The sequence below is a fragment of the Streptomyces sp. AC558_RSS880 genome (genome assembly GCF_019049255.1).
GTDB lineage: Bacteria > Actinomycetota > Actinomycetes > Streptomycetales > Streptomycetaceae > Streptomyces.
Map to the genome: position 1 here is coordinate 571,536 of NZ_JAGMUJ010000161.1, position 15,001 is coordinate 586,536.

Genomic DNA, 15,001 nt, shown 5'->3' on the forward strand with positions numbered 1-15,001 from the left:
CCCGGAAGCGGGCGAAGGCCCGGCAGTGGACCGCGGCCGTCGTCTATACGGCCTTGTCGGCGGCCTCGGCTTCGTCGGTGGCCTCGACCTTCTCAGCGCTTTCGGCCTTGTCGGCGGCCTCGGTCTTGTCGGCCTTCTCCGCGCTCTTGACCTTCTCCGCCTTCTCGGCGCTCTCGGCCTTGTCGGCGGTCGCGACCTCCTCGGCGCTTTCGGCCTTGTCGGCGGCCTCGGCCTCGTCGGCCTTCTCCGCGCTCTCGGCCTTGTCGGCGGTCGCGACCTCCTCGGCGCTTTCGGCCTTCTCGGCGCTCTCGGCCTCCTCCGCCTCCTCCGCCTTCTCCGTCGGCTCAGGCGTGTTCTCCTGCTCCGGGACGGTCTCCAGCTTCGGCGGTCCGGGCTGCTCCGGTACCGCCGGGGTGCCGGGCTCCTCGGACGCGGGGTTGTCGTCCACGCCCTCGCGGGTCGCCGACACGATCTCGCCCGTGGTCCGCTTCAGCGTCCCGGCCGCGATCTCGTCGGCGAAGTGGCAGGCCACCCGGTGGCCGCCGCCGACGTCCCGCAGCTCCGGCCGCTCGGTCGCGCACCGCTCGGCCTGGGCCCAGGGGCAGCGCGTGTGGAAGCGGCAGCCGCTGGGCGGGTTGGCCGGGGAGGGCAGGTCGCCGGTGAGCAGGATGCGCTCGCGCTTGTCCTCCACCTCCGGGTCCGGCACCGGCACGGCCGACATCAGGGCCTTGGTGTACGGGTGCTTCGGCTCGGCGTACAGCGCGTCGCTCGGCGCCTCCTCGACCAGCGAGCCCAGGTACATCACGCCGATCGTGTCGGAGATGTGCCGGACCACGGCGAGGTCGTGGGCGATCACCACGTAGGTCAGGCCGAGTTCCTCCTGGAGCTCGTCCAGCAGGTTGATGACCTGGGCCTGGACCGACACGTCGAGCGCGGAGACCGGCTCGTCGCAGATGATCACGTCGGGTTCGAGGACGAGGGCGCGGGCGATGCCGATGCGCTGGCGCTGACCGCCGGAGAACTCGTGCGGGTAGCGGGAGAGCGCGTTGGAGGGCAGGCCGACCTTGTCCAGGATCGACTTGATCTTCTCCCTGCGCTCCTCCTGGTCCTTGCCGATGCCGTGGGCGATCATGCCCTCGGACAGGATCGACTCGATGTTCTGCCGGGGGTTGAGCGAGCCCAGCGGGTCCTGGAAGACCATCTGGAGCCGGCGCCGGAAGCGGCGCATCTCCTCGCCGGGCAGCTTCGCCAGGTCGGTGCCGTCGAGGACGACGGACCCCTCGGTGATGTCCACCAGCCGCAGCACCGACCGCCCGAGGGTGGTCTTGCCGCAGCCGGACTCGCCGACCAGGCCGTAGGTCTCGCCGGCCTCGACCTTCAGGGACACCCCGTCCACGGCGTAGACGTGGCCGACCGTGCGGTCGACGAAGACGCCCTTCTTGATGGGGAAATGGACCTTGACGCCGTCCAGTTCGAGCAGGCTCATGCGGTGACCTCCTCGGCCTTCGCGTCGTCGAGTACGGGGTTGACGCACCGCACCTGGTGGCCGGCCGCGCGCGGCTCGGTGAGCTGCGGGGTGCCGGTCAGGCAGCCCATCTCGTACCGGTCGCAGCGGGGCGCGAAGGCGCAGCCGTCGGCCCAGGCGATGCGGTCGTTGATGGAGCCACGGATGGGCTTGAGGGGTTCGCCCCGGGGGGCGTCCAGACGCGGGATGGAGCCCAGCAGTCCGTGCGCGTAGGGGTGGGTCGGGTGGCCGAACAGCTCGCGGCGCCCGGCGGACTCCACGGTCTTGCCCGCGTAGAGCACGTTGACCTGGTCGCAGAGGCCGGCGACCACGCCGAGGTCGTGGGTGATCATCAGCAGGGCGGTGCCCTCCTGGTCCACCAGTTCCTTGAGCAGTTCCAGGATCTGCGCCTGGATCGTCACGTCGAGGGCCGTGGTGGGCTCGTCGGCGATGAGCATGCGCGGGGCGCAGGCCACCGCCATGGCGATCAGCGCGCGCTGGCGCATACCGCCGGAGAGCTGGTGCGGGTACTCCTTGAGGCGCCGGGTCGGGTCGGGGATGCCGACCCGGTCCAGCAGGTGGGCGGCCTCCTTGCGGGCGGCCTCGCCCTTCAGTCCGCGGTGGCGCTCCAGGATCTCGGTGACCTGCACGCCGACCGGCACGACCGGGTTGAGCGAGGACAGCGGGTCCTGGAAGATCATCGCCATTTCGCTGCCGCGCAGGTCGCGGCGGGCGGACGGGCTCATCGTGAACAGGTCCGTGCCGTCGAACTCGGCACGGCCGCCGATGGTGACGCCCTTGCTCGGGAGCAGGCCCATCAGGGCCAGGGAGGTGACGGACTTTCCGCAGCCGGACTCGCCGACCAGGCCCACGACCTGGCCCTGGTCGACCTCGAAGGAGACGCCGTCGACCGCCCGGGACTCCTTGCGGCCGCGACCGCCGAAGGTGATGGTCAGTTCGTCGACATTGAGCAGAGACATGGTGGTTCAGCCCCTCAGCTTCGGGTCGAGGGCTTCCCGCATGGCCTCGCCGAGGAGGGTGAAGCCGAGGGCGGTGATGATGATGCCGACGGCGGGGTAGACCGCCATCATCGGCGCGTTGTCGAAGAACCGCTGCGCCTGGGTGAGCATGACGCCCCACTCGGGGATGGCCGGGTCGGGGTTGCCGAGGCCCAGGTAGGACAGGGCGGCGGCCTCGATGATCGCGGTGGCCAGGGAGAGCGTGGCCTGCACGATCACCGGGCTGAGCGAGTTGGGGATGATCTGCGAGAGGACGATGCGCCGCTTGCGCACACCGAGGGACTTGGCGGCGAGCACGTAGTCCGCACTGCCCTGGGCCAGCATGGAACCGCGCAGCAACCGGGCGAACACCGGGATCTGGACGACACCCACGGCGATCATCACGGTGGTCAGTGACTGACCCATGACCGCGGCGATGGACACGGCCAGCAGCAGCGAGGGCATCGCCAGCATGATGTCGATGAAGCGCATGACGACGGAGTCGATGCGCCTGCCGGTGTCGCCGCCGAGGGTGGCGAAGGCGCCGGCGAGGCCGCCGATCAGGAAGCCGATGATCAGGCCGATCAGCGTGGCGACGACGCCGACGAGCAGCGTCTGGCGGGCGCCGACCAGCATGCGGGAGAACATGTCCCGGCCGAGGTGGTCGAGCCCGAACCAGTTCTCGCCGCGCATGCCGACGAACTCGCCGCGGTTGGGGAAGACCTCGTTCCGCCAGGTCTGGGCGGTCGGGGAGAACGGGGCGATGTAGGGCCCGACGATCGCGAGGACGATGAAGAGGGCGATGACGACCGCGCCGATGATCGCCATCTTGCTGCGCTTGAGGCGTCGGAACGCCTCCCGCCACAGGCTGGCGCCGGTGCTGGTCTCCTTGGTCGCGGCCAGTTCCGCGAGGCGCTGGATCTTGTCGGTCTTGGTGGCGACACTCATGTCAGTGCACCCGCACTCTCGGGTCGATGAGGCTGTACGCCAGGTCCACCAGCAAGTTGATCAGGACGTATATCAGCGCGATGAACATGATGAAACCGACGAGCACGGGGTAGTCGCGGCCGTCGATCGCGGTCCGGATGAAGGAGCCGATGCCTCCGAAGGAGAAGACGGACTCGGTCAGGACCGCGCCGGACAGCAGGGAGCCCGTGAGCAGGCCGACCGCGGTCACCACGGGGAGCATCGCGTTGCGCAGCACGTGCCGGCTCCGGATGACGCTCCGCTTGAGGCCCTTGGCCTCGGCGGTGCGGACGTAGTCCTCGTCCTGCACTTCGAGAACGCTGGCGCGGGTCATGCGCACGATCACGGCGAGCGGGATGGAGGCCAGGGCGATGGAGGGCAGGATCAGGTGCATGATCGCGTCCCAGGAGGCGTCGAACTCCCCGGTGAGGATGCCGTCCAGGACGGCGAAACCGGTCACGTCCGTGGCGTTGATGCCGGTGTCCTGGCGTCCGTAGCTGGGGAAGACACCGAGTTCGACGGCGAAGATGCCCTTGAGGATCAGAGCCAGGAAGAAGACCGGGATACAGATGCCGACGAGCGATCCGGAGACCGCGCTGACGTCGAGCCAGCCGCCGCGGTTGCGGGCCGCGAAGTAGCCGAGCGGGACGCCGACGACCACGGCGATGAGGATCGCGAGGAGGGACAGCTCCACGGTCGCGGGGAAGCGCAGGACGAACTCGTCCCACACCGGCTGTCCGGTCTGGGTGGAGGTGCCCAGGTCGAGTTCGGCGATGCGCTTCAGGAAACGCCAGTACTGGACGTAGACGGGCTGATCCAGCCCGAGCGCGCGGTTGATGCGCGCCACTTCGGCCTCGGTGGCCTTCTCCCCCAGGATCGCTGAGGCGGGTCCACCGGGCAGACGGTCGAGCCACAGGAAGAGCAGAACCGACAGGCCGAGCAGCGTGGGTATGAGCTGGAGCAGTCTTCGTACGACGAGACGCAGCACCCCGCATGCCCCTTTCTTGCGTGATGTCTTACATGAATGGACCCGCCCGGCCGCCGAGTTGCGACGACCGGGCGGACCCCCCGTTTTGGTTTCCTACCGCTGCTCGCCTACTTGAAGGACGTCTCGGCGAAGACTTCCTGCGTCAGCGGGGAGACGTTCGGCGGGTTCACGTTCTTGGCGAAGGCGATGGCCGGCGGGGAGGACGAGACCGGAACACCCGGGAGGTACTCCATGATGGCCTCGTTGGCCTTCTCGTACGCGGCGACGCGCTCCTCGGCCTTGCCCAGCTTCGAGCCGGCGTTCACGGCGTCGAAGACCTTCTTGTCCTTGAAGCCCCACTGCTTGTCGTACCCGGCGAACCAGGTGCCGATGAAGTTGAAGCCGTCGTTGAAGTCACCGGTCCAGCCGAGCATGTGCAGGTCGCAGGAGCCCGCCTCGGTGGCGTCGATGTAGTCCGGGGCCCACTTCATGGCCTTCGGCGTGACGGTGATGCCGGCCTTCTCCAGGTCGGCCTTCATCAGCTCGAACAGATCCTGCGGGGCAGGCATGTACGGGCGGGTGACCTCGGTCGGGTAGCAGAACTCGACCTTGAGCTTCTCCTCACCGGCCTTCTTGAGGAGCGACTTGGCCGCCGCGGTGTCGTACGGGTACTTCTTGACGTTCTTGGAGTAGCCCGCGATGGTGTCCGGCATGAACTGGTCGGCGACCTTGCCGCCCTCGGGCAGCTGGGTCTTGACCAGGTTCTCCTTGTCGATCGCCTGCGCGATCGCCTGGCGGACTTCCTTCTTCTTGAGGGCCTTGTTGGCCCCCTGGCTCATGCCCACGTAGAAGAGGTTGAAGACGCCACGGGTCGGGACGACGTAGCCCTCGTCCTCGAGGGTCTTGACGTCGGCCGGGGCGACGAGGTCGTAGCCGTCGATGTCACCGGCCTGGAGCGCCTGGCGGCGGCCCTCTTCGGTGTCGATGGTGCGGAAGACCAGGTTCTTGATCTTGGCCTTGTCGCCCCAGTAGTCGTCGAAGCGCTCAAGGGTGACTTCCTTGTTGCCCTTGTTCCACTTCGTGATCTTGTACGGGCCGGTACCGGCGACCGTGCCGGCCTCCTGGCTGTACTTGGGGTACGTGATGGCGTCGCCCTTGGCGGTCGCCTCCTCCTTCGCGTACTCCTTGAGGGCCTTCGGCGAGTGGATCGCCAGGGCCTGGAGGGAGAAGCCGCCGGGGAGGTTGGCGGAGGGCTTCTTGACCTCGATGACGGCGGTGTTCTCGTCCTTCGCGGTGCAGGACTTGTAGTTCGCCTCGGGCGTCTCCTTGTCCTCGTTCTTCGCGAAGCCGCCCATGATGGTCTGCCAGTAGTAGGAGACCGCGCTGGACTGGTAGGTGCCCGTCCAGTTGAACCAGTGGTCGTAGTTGGCGCAGACCGCCGCGGCGTTGAACGCCTCGCCGTCGTGGAACTTCACGCCCTTGCGGAGGTTGAAGGTCCAGACCGTGCCCTTGTCGTTGCTCGACCAGGTCTCGGCGAGGCCACCGACCAGCTTGGTGCCGCCGGACTCGTGCTCGAGCAGGGCCTCGAACGCCTGACGCGTCACACGGAAGGTTTCACCGTCGCTCGCGAGGGCAGGGTCCAGGGAACCCGGGTCACCTGCGCCGGCGAACACGAAGGTGTCCTTCTTGCCGCCGCCGCTTTCGTTGTCAGCGTCCCGTTCGCTGGAGCAGCCCGTGGCGATCAGACCGACCGCCACCGCGGCCGTGATCGCCCGAGCGGCTCGGGACTTGAATATGCGCATACTGGGGCCACTCCGGGTCCGCTATGTGGATGCATCTTGACCGGCCGAACACTACAGACGATCGAAGGGTGTCAGGAACAGTCCGGATAGCGGTGATACCTACCTGAGATCTGAACAGTTGACATAAGGGACGGTTCAGGCGTCCCCCCGTCAGGATTTAACCCGCCGGACACAGAAGTGCCTTTCCGGCGGTTGCCCAGGTGACGCCGGACGGCGTGAAGAACGGGTGAAACCGCAGGTGACAGGCGGTCAACAGGCTGTCGCTAAGCGCGCATGGCCGAAAATCTGGCGCGAAAGCAGCGGTACGCGACGGGCCGAGCGGACGTGCCGGTTCCGGCCCGCGTGCCTGTCCACTCCGTGGACGGTGACGCCCCGTCAGCACGTCGGCGTCCGGGCCGGTCAACCCTGGTGCGCGGGCCGGTCAGCCCCGGTGCGCGGGCGGGTAGCCGTAGGCCGTGGCGGGGGGCGCCACGGCGCCGTGGGCCTCGCGGTCGTAGAACGGGCGGGAGTTGGCGCGCAGCCACATCGCGACCGGGTCGTGCTCGTCGGACATCGCGACGGTCGACACGGGCAGCCCGTCCGGGACCGCGCCGAGGGACTGCCGCATCATCGCGCGTACGGCGTCCACGGCGGGCGGGGAGGCGTCGTACACGTCCAGGCCGATGGCGAGGTACGGGGCGCCCAGCGCGGGCTGCACCCAGGCGCGGCGCAGGGAGCGGACGGCCGGGGTGCGGTGGGCGTTCTGCGCGAGCAGGGCGTAGAACTGCGGGATCTCGATGGCCGGTTCGGACAGCCGCAGCGGTCCGGCGGGCTGGCGGTCCAGGCCGCCGGCGATCCGGCGCAGGTCCAGCCAGGGGATGCCGACGCCGCCGCCGGGGGCGTGCGGATTGAGCCAGAGCCCGTAGTGGTCGGGGTAGAGCGCGCGGGCCACCTCGAGGCCGTCGACCACCTCGTACGACCGGTTCCAGCCGCTGGCGGACAGCTCCTGGGCGGAGGTGACGCAGGGCGCGTAGCCGAGGCCGTCGACCTCCATGTTTCCGTACTGGGCGTCCGGGGATCCGGCCTGGCCGTGCCAGAGCAGCATCCAGACCTGGCCGGATGCGGGGGTCGCGAGAGCGCGCAGCAACGCCTCGTACGCGTCGTAACGCCCGGGCGTCACCTGGCGCAGCATGTGCTCGACCTGCCCGGCCGCCGCGGTGCCAGCGCTCACTTGTATCGCCCCTCCGTACAACCTCGCCAGCGGATGAACCTAGCTTAAGCCGACGCCGTGCGGCGGGCTGCTGCGCGGCGAGCGCGGAAGGGCCCGGGACCGCGGCACCGCGGGCGGGTCCGTCGTGGTCGTTCGCGCCCACGCGGCGGAGCCGCACAGCGACACGGCCCCGCGCCCCTGGGTGTCACTGCCGGCGTTCGTAGAAGGGGCGGACCTTGGTACGGAGCCAGTCACCGACCGGGTCCTGGGCGATGTCCAGGACGATGAGGTTGACCGGCCAGGGGGCGGGGGTCCGGCCGAGGGCCCGGCCCAGGGCGTTCAGGGGGAGGGTGCGGGCGTCGCCCTCCCACTGGGAGAGCTCCACGCCGATGAAGAGGACCGGGTCGGCCGTCTCGATCGCGGCGAGGCAGCGGCGGGCGGTGGTCACCACGCCGATAGAGTCGAACTCCGCCGAGGCGGCGGCGAGGAAGTCCAGCGGGTCGTCCTGCCAGTCGGGCTGGAACAGCCGGACCCGGCCGCCGGCGGCCGGGCCGTCCAGCAGGGTGCGTCCGGCCCGGCACAGTTCGGCGACGGCCGGCGGCGGCAGCGGGATGCCGACCACGCCTCCGGGGTTCACCGCGATCCCGGCCTGCGGCGGCAGGCCGCGGGCGAACTCCACGGCGGGCGCGACCGTGTACGACAGGTGGGGGCCGACGACCTGGCGGAACTGTTCCTCGGAGCTGAAGACGGGGACGTAGGCCTGACCGTCGATCTCCAGGGTGGGCAGGTCCAGCGGGCCGCTGTCCGGGCCGCCGCCGTTCGGCAGCGGGACCCAGACGAAGCTGCGGCCCAGCACCTCGACGATCCTGCCGCCCGCCGAGGGGACGCCCAGGGAGGCGGAGAGCACCTCCTCCAGCTCGTTGCCGGGCCATCCGCCGTGCGGGTGGGGGGGTGTCTGTGCCGGGAAGTCCGCCGGGAAGTCCATCTGCCTACCGCCTGAAGCCTGAAGCCACTGCTGTGGCTGGAAAGGCTATCCGGTCAGCCCGTGAAGCCGACCCGGTGCAGCGCGTCCGCCGCGTCCCGGTCGATCAGGACCGCCGAACCGCAGCCCGCCGGCAGTGCGCCCCGCTCCACCGCGCGCAGCAGCCGCTCGCTCGCCGCGCGGTGCCGCAGGAACGCGTAGCGCGAGACGCCGCGCCCGCGTTCGCGCTGGCCGGCCAGGGCCTGCTGCGGGGTGACGTCGAGCAGCAGCAGGTGCAGGCTCGCGCCCCGGCGGCGGGCCTCGCGGGCCAGCCAGCGGCGCACCCAGGCCTGCGTACCGCAGTCGTGCACGACGACCGGCCCTCCGGTCCGCAGCACGCGGCGCAGCCCGGCGTAGTGGGCGAGGCGGACCAGCGGGCGGTACACCGCGTACGGCAGCAGGCGCGGCATGCGGCGGTCCCAGCGGTCCCGGGTGTCCTGGGAGTCGACGCGGGTGCCGCGCACCGTGCGCCGCATCAGCGTGGACTTGCCGCTGCCGGGCATCCCGGTGACCACGACGAGGTCCCGGGGCCCGAAGAGCAGGGCGCGCGGGCTGCGGCCGGCCCGCGCGCGCAGATCGCGGACGACGGGCGCCGGCAGCGCGCCGCGGGCCCCCCGGGCCCGGGCGGCCGGCTGCTGGGGCAGCGTGACGCCCGTGGTGGTGGCGCACGCCGTGGTCCTGTTCACCGTGATCGTCCTCCCCTGGGGCCGGGTACGAGTACCGATCCCCGCCGAGTGTAAAGAGAAGGTAATGCCGGAGTCTGCCGTTTCCGTCCGTTTCTCGAAACAGGCGTGTCACAGCCCTCCGTGACGGTTCCCGCACACCCTGTGCACCCCCTGTGAAGGGTCCCCCTGCCGCGGCCCCACGATGCGTGCAATGATGTGCGCGCCAACTGCATACCGGCCGTTTGAATCCGCGCGGGAGAGTCCCCGGCACCGTTTGCCGCCGGGGCGCCGAAGGAGCAAGTCCCTCCCTTGAATCTCTCAGGCCCCGTTACCGCGCGGGCGAGGCACATCTGAAAAGCGGGCCGCCGAAGGGCATCCAGTAGTGCTCCGGCGGCTCCACCCAAGGTGCAAGCCAGGACGCCCCTGCGTGGGCGGTCATGGCGAACCTCTCAGGTTCCGATGACAGATGGGGAGGAAACGCCCTCGCCCGTCATGCCTTGGGAGACCGACCGATGAGCAGTACCGAACCCCGCCGGACCGCGCTCGATGCCCTGCATCGTTCGCTCGGCGCGACGATGACCGACTTCGCCGGCTGGGACATGCCCCTGCGCTACGGCTCCGAGCGCGACGAGCACAACGCCGTGCGCACGAGGGCCGGCCTGTTCGACCTCTCGCACATGGGCGAGATCACCGTCACCGGCCCGGGAGCCGCCGCGCTCCTCGACCACGCCCTGGTCGGCAACATCGGGGGCGTCAAGCCCGGCCGCGCCCGCTACACCATGATCTGCCGCGAGGACGGCGGCATCCTGGACGACCTGATCGTCTACCGGCTGGACGACACCGAGGCCGGCTCTTCTCACTACATGGTGGTCGCCAACGCCTCCAACGCGCAGACGGTGCTCGACGCGCTCGTCGAGCGCTCGGCCGGCTTCGACGCCGAGGTCCGCGACGACCGCGACGCGTACGCGCTGCTGGCCGTGCAGGGTCCCGAGTCCCCGGGGATCCTCGCGTCGCTCACCGACGCCGACCTGGACGGTCTGAAGTACTACGCCGGTCTGCCCGGCACGGTCGCCGGTGTGCCCGCGCTCATCGCCCGTACCGGCTACACCGGCGAGGACGGCTTCGAGCTGTTCGTGAAGCCCGAGCACGCGGTCGAGCTGTGGCAGGCGCTGACCAAGGCGGGCGAGGGTGCCGGCCTGGTCCCCTGCGGGCTGTCCTGCCGGGACACGCTCCGTCTGGAGGCCGGCATGCCGCTGTACGGGCACGAGCTGACCACCGGCCTCACGCCCTTCGACGCCGGTCTCGGCCGGGTGGTGAAGTTCGAGAAGGAGGGCGACTTCGTGGGCCGCGCCGCGCTGACCGAGGCCGCCGCCCGCGCCGAGCAGAACCCGCCGCGCGTCCTGGTCGGCCTGGTCGCCGAGGGCCGCCGGGTCCCGCGCGCCGGGTACGCGGTCGTGGCCGGCGGCGAGGTGATCGGCGAGGTCACCTCCGGCGCGCCCTCCCCCACGCTGGGCAAGCCGATCGCGATGGCGTACGTCGACGCGGCGTACGCGGCGCCCGGCACCGAGGGCGTCGGCGTGGACGTCCGCGGCAGCCACGAGCCGTACGAGGTCGTGGCGCTGCCGTTCTACAAGCGGCGGAAGTGACACCGTCACAGACGGCTTCCACGCGCACCGGTGAGCACGTCGTGCCTGCTCACCGGCGCGCCGTACGCAATCCCCTCAGTCATCCGCAGTCCCCCCGTACAGGAGAATCCAGGCCATGAGCAACCCCACGCAGCTGCGTTACAGCAAGGAGCACGAGTGGCTGTCGGCCGCCGAGGACGGCGTGTCGACGGTCGGCATCACGGAGCACGCGGCCAACGCGCTCGGCGACGTGGTCTTCGTCCAGCTCCCCGAGGTCGGTGACAGCGTGACCGCGGGCGAGACCTGCGGCGAGCTGGAGTCCACCAAGTCGGTCAGCGACCTGTACTCCCCGGTCAGCGGTGAGATCACCGAGGTGAACGAGGACGTCGTGAACGACCCCTCGCTGGTGAACTCCGCCCCCTTCGAGGGCGGCTGGCTGTTCAAGGTGCGGGTCACCGACGAGCCGGCCGACCTGCTCTCCGCCGCCGAGTACGACGCCGAAATCGCCGGCTGAGGAGTCCGTAGCCGCATGTCCGTTCTGAACACGCCCCTGCACGAGCTCGACCCCGCCGTGGCCGCCGCGGTCGACGCCGAGCTGCACCGCCAGCAGTCCACCCTCGAGATGATCGCCTCGGAGAACTTCGCCCCGGTCGCGGTCATGGAGGCCCAGGGCTCGGTCCTCACCAACAAGTACGCCGAGGGCTACCCCGGCCGCCGCTACTACGGCGGCTGCGAGCACGTCGACGTGATCGAGCAGATCGCCATCGACCGGGTCAAGGAGCTCTTCGGCGCCGAGCACGCCAACGTGCAGCCGCACTCGGGCGCGCAGGCCAACGCCGCCGCGATGTTCGCGCTGCTCAAGCCCGGCGACACGATCATGGGCCTGAACCTCGCGCACGGCGGGCACCTGACCCACGGCATGAAGATCAACTTCTCCGGCAAGCTCTACGACGTCGTCGCCTACCACGTCGGCGACGACGGCCAGGTCGACATGGCCGAGGTCGAGCGCCTCGCCAAGGAGAAGAAGCCGAAGCTGATCGTCGCCGGCTGGTCGGCGTACCCGCGTCAGCTGGACTTCGCCGCGTTCCGCCGGATCGCGGACGAGGTCGGCGCGTACCTCATGGTCGACATGGCGCACTTCGCCGGTCTGGTGGCCGCGGGCCTGCACCCGAACCCGGTGCCGCACGCCCACGTCGTGACGACGACCACGCACAAGACTCTCGGCGGCCCGCGCGGCGGTGTGATCCTCTCCACGGCCGAGCTGGCCAAGAAGATCAACTCCGCGGTCTTCCCGGGTCAGCAGGGCGGCCCGCTGGAGCATGTGATCGCCGCCAAGGCGGTCGCCTTCAAGGTGTGTGCCTCCGAGGACTTCAAGGAGCGCCAGTGCCGTACCCTGGAGGGCGCCCGCATCCTGGCCGAGCGCCTGGTCAAGGACGACGTCAGGGCCGTGGGCGTGGACGTGCTGTCCGGCGGCACGGACGTGCACCTGGTCCTGGTCGACCTGCGCGACTCCGAGCTGGACGGACAGCAGGCCGAGGACCGCCTCCACGAGGTCGGCATCACCGTCAACCGCAACGCGATCCCGAACGACCCGCGTCCGCCGATGGTCACCTCGGGTCTGCGCATCGGCACGCCCGCCCTGGCCACCCGCGGCTTCACCGCCGAGGACTTCGCCGAGGTCGCGGACGTGATCGCCGAGGCGCTGAAGCCGTCCTTCGACGTGGAGGCGCTCCGGGCCCGGGTGACGGCACTCGCCGCGAAGCACCCGCTGTACCCCGGTCTGAAGTAATTTCGTACGCTTTCATACATACGGACATCAGGGGCACCGCGCACACTGGGTCAGTGGGCGCGGTGCCCCGCACCATGCTCCGCACAAACGATCCTCCTCTTCCGATCCGCAGATTCCCCGAACCACCCTTCCCCGGTGGACAGCGTCGTCCGCCGAACCCTTAGGAGTCCTCCCGTGGCCATCTCGGTCTTCGATCTCTTCTCGATCGGCATCGGCCCGTCCAGCTCGCACACGGTCGGCCCGATGCGGGCGGCCCGGATGTTCGCCCGGCGGCTGCGCAACGAGGACCTGCTGGACTCCGTCGTCTCGGTGCGGGCCGAGCTGTACGGCTCCCTGGGCGCCACCGGCCACGGCCACGGCACGCCCAAGGCGGTACTGCTCGGCCTGGAGGGCGACTCGCCGCGCACGGTGGACGTGGAGTCGGCCGACGAGCGGGTGGAGAAGATCAAGGACGGCGGTCGGATCCGGCTGCTCGGCGAGCACGAGATCGCGTTCTCCTTCGACGACGACATGGTGCTGCACCGCCGCAAGGCGCTCCCGTACCACGCCAACGGCATGACCCTGTGGGCGTACGACGCCTCCGGCGCGGAGCTGCTGACCAAGACGTACTACTCGGTCGGCGGCGGCTTCGTCGTCGACGAGGAGGCGGTGGGCGCGGACCGCATCGTGCTGGACGACACGGTCCTGAAGTACCCCTTCCGCACGGGTGACGAGCTGCTGCGCCTGACGCGGGAGACCGGCCTGTCCATCTCCGCCCTGATGCTGGAGAACGAGCGCGCCTGGCGGAGCGAGGAGGAGATCCGCGCGGGCCTGCTGGAGATCTGGCGGGTGATGCGGGCGTGCGTCGACCGCGGCATGTCCCGCGAGGGCATCCTGCCGGGTGGTCTGAAGGTGCGCCGCCGGGCCGCGCACACCGCGCGCAAGCTCCGCTCCGAGGGCGACCCGCAGGCCCTGGCCATGGAGTGGATCACCCTCTACGCCATGGCCGTGAACGAGGAGAACGCGGCCGGCGGCCGGGTCGTCACGGCGCCGACGAACGGCGCGGCGGGGATCATCCCGGCCGTCCTGCACTACTACATGAACTTCGTGCCCGGCGCCGACGAGGAGGGCGTGGTCCGCTTCCTGCTCGCCGCCGGCGCGATCGGCATGCTCTTCAAGGAGAACGCCTCGATCTCCGGCGCCGAGGTCGGCTGCCAGGGCGAGGTCGGCTCCGCCTGCTCGATGGCGGCGGGCGCCCTCGCGGAGGTGCTGGGCGGCTCCCCTGAGCAGGTGGAGAACGCCGCCGAGATCGGCATGGAGCACAACCTCGGTCTGACCTGCGACCCCGTCGGCGGCCTGGTGCAGATCCCGTGCATCGAGCGCAACGGCATGGCCGCGGTGAAGGCGGTCACGGCGGCCCGGATGGCGATGCGCGGCGACGGCTCGCACAAGGTGTCCCTGGACAAGGTCATCAAGACGATGAAGGACACCGGCGCGGACATGTCGGTCAAGTACAAGGAGACGGCGCGGGGCGGGCTCGCGGTGAACATCATCGAGTGCTGAGGGGCCGGGCTCCGACCGGCACGTCCGCACGCGGTCGCCGGCGGGCGGGGGCTCCGCAGCTCCTCACCGCGCTCGTCCACGAGTCGCGGCAGATGCCGTGACGCCGCCTCGACGGCCCCCGGCGGGGTCGATGTCCTGGACGAAGCCGAGGTCGTCCCGCGGGACACGGACGTGGTCCGGGTCCGGGACGCGGACGCCCTCGGGCACCACGCGGGCCATCTCCGGTAAGTCAGCGCGGCGGCTTTGATCCACGCCGGATCACGGAGTTCCCCGAGCCCTGGGGGCCGTCACCCGGTGGTGTCAGGGGACCGGGTGCCGTCCGGTCGTGTTCCGTCCGCGATCGTCTCCGCGAGCTGGTCGGACTCCAGCACGCTGCCCACCGGGCTGGCCGGGTTGACGTAGAGCGCGTGGCCGGGGGGCAGGCGGTCCAGGAGGGCCGGGACGGTGACGCGTTCGAAGGCGAAGCCGCCGACGCTGTCGAGGTGGGGCGGGGCGGTGAAGACCGGGACCACGAGCCCGCCGTCCTCCACCGCGGCGGTCACCAGGGATCCGTCCGGCAGGGTCAGCACCGCCACCTCGGCGGTGGCCAGTGCGCGCAGGACGTCCTCGGCCGGTCCGTAACCGGTGACGGCGAGCTGGAGGGCTTTGTCGACGTCGTCGGTGGGCTCGGGCCAGCCGAGCGATTCCGGGGAGGGGCGGTACGCCTCGTTGTCCTCCCACTCCTCGATCTCGCCGGTCGCTCCCGTGCGCCAGCGGCCGACCACGACCCGGTCGGGCGGCACGCCCTCGCCGTCCCAGCCGGGGTCGATCATGCTGATCCAGTGGTCCGGCGCGAGCCGTGCGGCCTCGACGATGTCGTCGGGGGGCGTGGGCATCGCCGTCCCGCCGCGCTCGGTCGTCCCGTTCATCCCCACGCACTCTCCTCGACACCCA

General features: G+C 70.5%; 13 protein-coding genes and 1 riboswitch. Of the genes, 4 read left to right on the plus strand and 9 right to left on the minus strand.

Features of this window, described 5'->3' with window-relative positions; translation table 11 throughout:
- Positions 1 to 43 precede the first annotated feature (43 nt).
- The 8 genes from KUM38_RS38665 to KUM38_RS38700 all read right to left on the minus strand — a co-directional run bounded on the left by KUM38_RS38665 (position 44) and on the right by KUM38_RS38700 (position 9,133).
- Complete coding sequence (locus KUM38_RS38665) at positions 44 to 1,486, minus strand: ABC transporter ATP-binding protein (RefSeq protein ID WP_217136812.1); 1,443 nt, start codon at positions 1,484 to 1,486, stop codon at positions 44 to 46.
- Positions 1,483 to 2,484, minus strand: a complete 1,002-nt coding sequence (locus KUM38_RS38670) for an ABC transporter ATP-binding protein (RefSeq protein ID WP_217136813.1) — start codon at positions 2,482 to 2,484, stop codon at positions 1,483 to 1,485. The genes KUM38_RS38665 and KUM38_RS38670 overlap by 4 nt, the downstream gene beginning before the upstream one ends.
- 6 nt (positions 2,485 to 2,490) lie before the next feature.
- Entirely contained in the window at positions 2,491 to 3,450 is a 960-nt protein-coding gene (locus tag KUM38_RS38675) for an ABC transporter permease (RefSeq protein WP_217136814.1), read from the minus strand.
- A gap of 1 nt (position 3,451) precedes the next feature.
- On the minus strand, positions 3,452 to 4,456 hold the full coding sequence (locus tag KUM38_RS38680; RefSeq protein ID WP_217136815.1) for an ABC transporter permease: 1,005 nt from the start codon (positions 4,454 to 4,456) through the stop codon (positions 3,452 to 3,454).
- 107 nt (positions 4,457 to 4,563) lie between these two features.
- Complete coding sequence (locus KUM38_RS38685; protein ID WP_217136816.1) at positions 4,564 to 6,237, minus strand: ABC transporter substrate-binding protein; 1,674 nt, start codon at positions 6,235 to 6,237, stop codon at positions 4,564 to 4,566.
- A 421-nt stretch (positions 6,238 to 6,658) separates the two neighbouring features.
- The gene (locus KUM38_RS38690; RefSeq protein WP_217136858.1) at positions 6,659 to 7,408 is read right to left on the minus strand and encodes an enhanced serine sensitivity protein SseB C-terminal domain-containing protein; all 750 of its coding nucleotides are present in this window, start codon (positions 7,406 to 7,408) and stop codon (positions 6,659 to 6,661) included.
- A gap of 223 nt (positions 7,409 to 7,631) precedes the next feature.
- Positions 7,632 to 8,411, minus strand: a complete 780-nt coding sequence (locus KUM38_RS38695) for an enhanced serine sensitivity protein SseB (RefSeq protein WP_217136817.1) — start codon at positions 8,409 to 8,411, stop codon at positions 7,632 to 7,634.
- Between the two features lie 53 nt (positions 8,412 to 8,464).
- A complete protein-coding gene (locus tag KUM38_RS38700) occupies positions 8,465 to 9,133 on the minus strand; it encodes an AAA family ATPase (protein WP_217136818.1) in 669 nt (222 codons plus the stop codon).
- 222 nt (positions 9,134 to 9,355) lie between these two features.
- Positions 9,356 to 9,456: riboswitch (glycine riboswitch) on the plus strand.
- Positions 9,457 to 9,624: 168 nt separating this feature from the next.
- Here KUM38_RS38700 and gcvT point away from each other — a divergent pair.
- The 4 genes from gcvT (at position 9,625) to KUM38_RS38720 (ending at position 14,068) form a co-directional block, all read left to right on the plus strand.
- On the plus strand, positions 9,625 to 10,758 hold the full coding sequence (gcvT, locus tag KUM38_RS38705; RefSeq protein WP_217136819.1) for a glycine cleavage system aminomethyltransferase GcvT: 1,134 nt from the start codon (positions 9,625 to 9,627) through the stop codon (positions 10,756 to 10,758).
- A 115-nt stretch (positions 10,759 to 10,873) separates the two neighbouring features.
- A complete protein-coding gene (gene gcvH, locus KUM38_RS38710) occupies positions 10,874 to 11,251 on the plus strand; it encodes a glycine cleavage system protein GcvH (RefSeq protein ID WP_217136820.1) in 378 nt (125 codons plus the stop codon).
- Between the two features lie 15 nt (positions 11,252 to 11,266).
- A complete protein-coding gene (gene glyA, locus KUM38_RS38715; RefSeq protein WP_217136821.1) occupies positions 11,267 to 12,526 on the plus strand; it encodes a serine hydroxymethyltransferase in 1,260 nt (419 codons plus the stop codon).
- A gap of 174 nt (positions 12,527 to 12,700) precedes the next feature.
- Positions 12,701 to 14,068, plus strand: a complete 1,368-nt coding sequence (locus KUM38_RS38720; RefSeq protein ID WP_217136822.1) for an L-serine ammonia-lyase — start codon at positions 12,701 to 12,703, stop codon at positions 14,066 to 14,068.
- Between the two features lie 287 nt (positions 14,069 to 14,355).
- Here KUM38_RS38720 and KUM38_RS38725 read toward each other — a convergent pair whose 3' ends face one another.
- On the minus strand, positions 14,356 to 14,976 hold the full coding sequence (locus KUM38_RS38725; protein ID WP_217136823.1) for a type VII secretion system-associated protein: 621 nt from the start codon (positions 14,974 to 14,976) through the stop codon (positions 14,356 to 14,358).
- Positions 14,977 to 15,001 lie beyond the last annotated feature (25 nt).

Excerpts from the sequence above, each read along its gene's own strand:
- KUM38_RS38665 (WP_217136812.1), bottom strand. The coding sequence starts at position 1,486 with ATGAGCCTGCTCGAACTGGACGGCGTCAAGGTCCATTTCCCCATCAAG.
- KUM38_RS38670 (WP_217136813.1), bottom strand. The coding sequence starts at position 2,484 with ATGTCTCTGCTCAATGTCGACGAACTGACCATCACCTTCGGCGGTCGC.
- KUM38_RS38675 (WP_217136814.1), bottom strand. The coding sequence starts at position 3,450 with ATGAGTGTCGCCACCAAGACCGACAAGATCCAGCGCCTCGCGGAACTG.
- KUM38_RS38685 (WP_217136816.1), bottom strand. The coding sequence starts at position 6,237 with ATGCGCATATTCAAGTCCCGAGCCGCTCGGGCGATCACGGCCGCGGTG.
- KUM38_RS38690 (WP_217136858.1), bottom strand. The coding sequence starts at position 7,408 with ATGCTGCGCCAGGTGACGCCCGGGCGTTACGACGCGTACGAGGCGTTG.
- KUM38_RS38695 (WP_217136817.1), bottom strand. The coding sequence starts at position 8,411 with ATGGACTTCCCGGCGGACTTCCCGGCACAGACACCCCCCCACCCGCAC.
- gcvT (WP_217136819.1), top strand. The coding sequence starts at position 9,625 with ATGAGCAGTACCGAACCCCGCCGGACCGCGCTCGATGCCCTGCATCGT.
- gcvH (WP_217136820.1), top strand. The coding sequence starts at position 10,874 with ATGAGCAACCCCACGCAGCTGCGTTACAGCAAGGAGCACGAGTGGCTG.
- glyA (WP_217136821.1), top strand. The coding sequence starts at position 11,267 with ATGTCCGTTCTGAACACGCCCCTGCACGAGCTCGACCCCGCCGTGGCC.
- KUM38_RS38725 (WP_217136823.1), bottom strand. The coding sequence starts at position 14,976 with ATGAACGGGACGACCGAGCGCGGCGGGACGGCGATGCCCACGCCCCCC.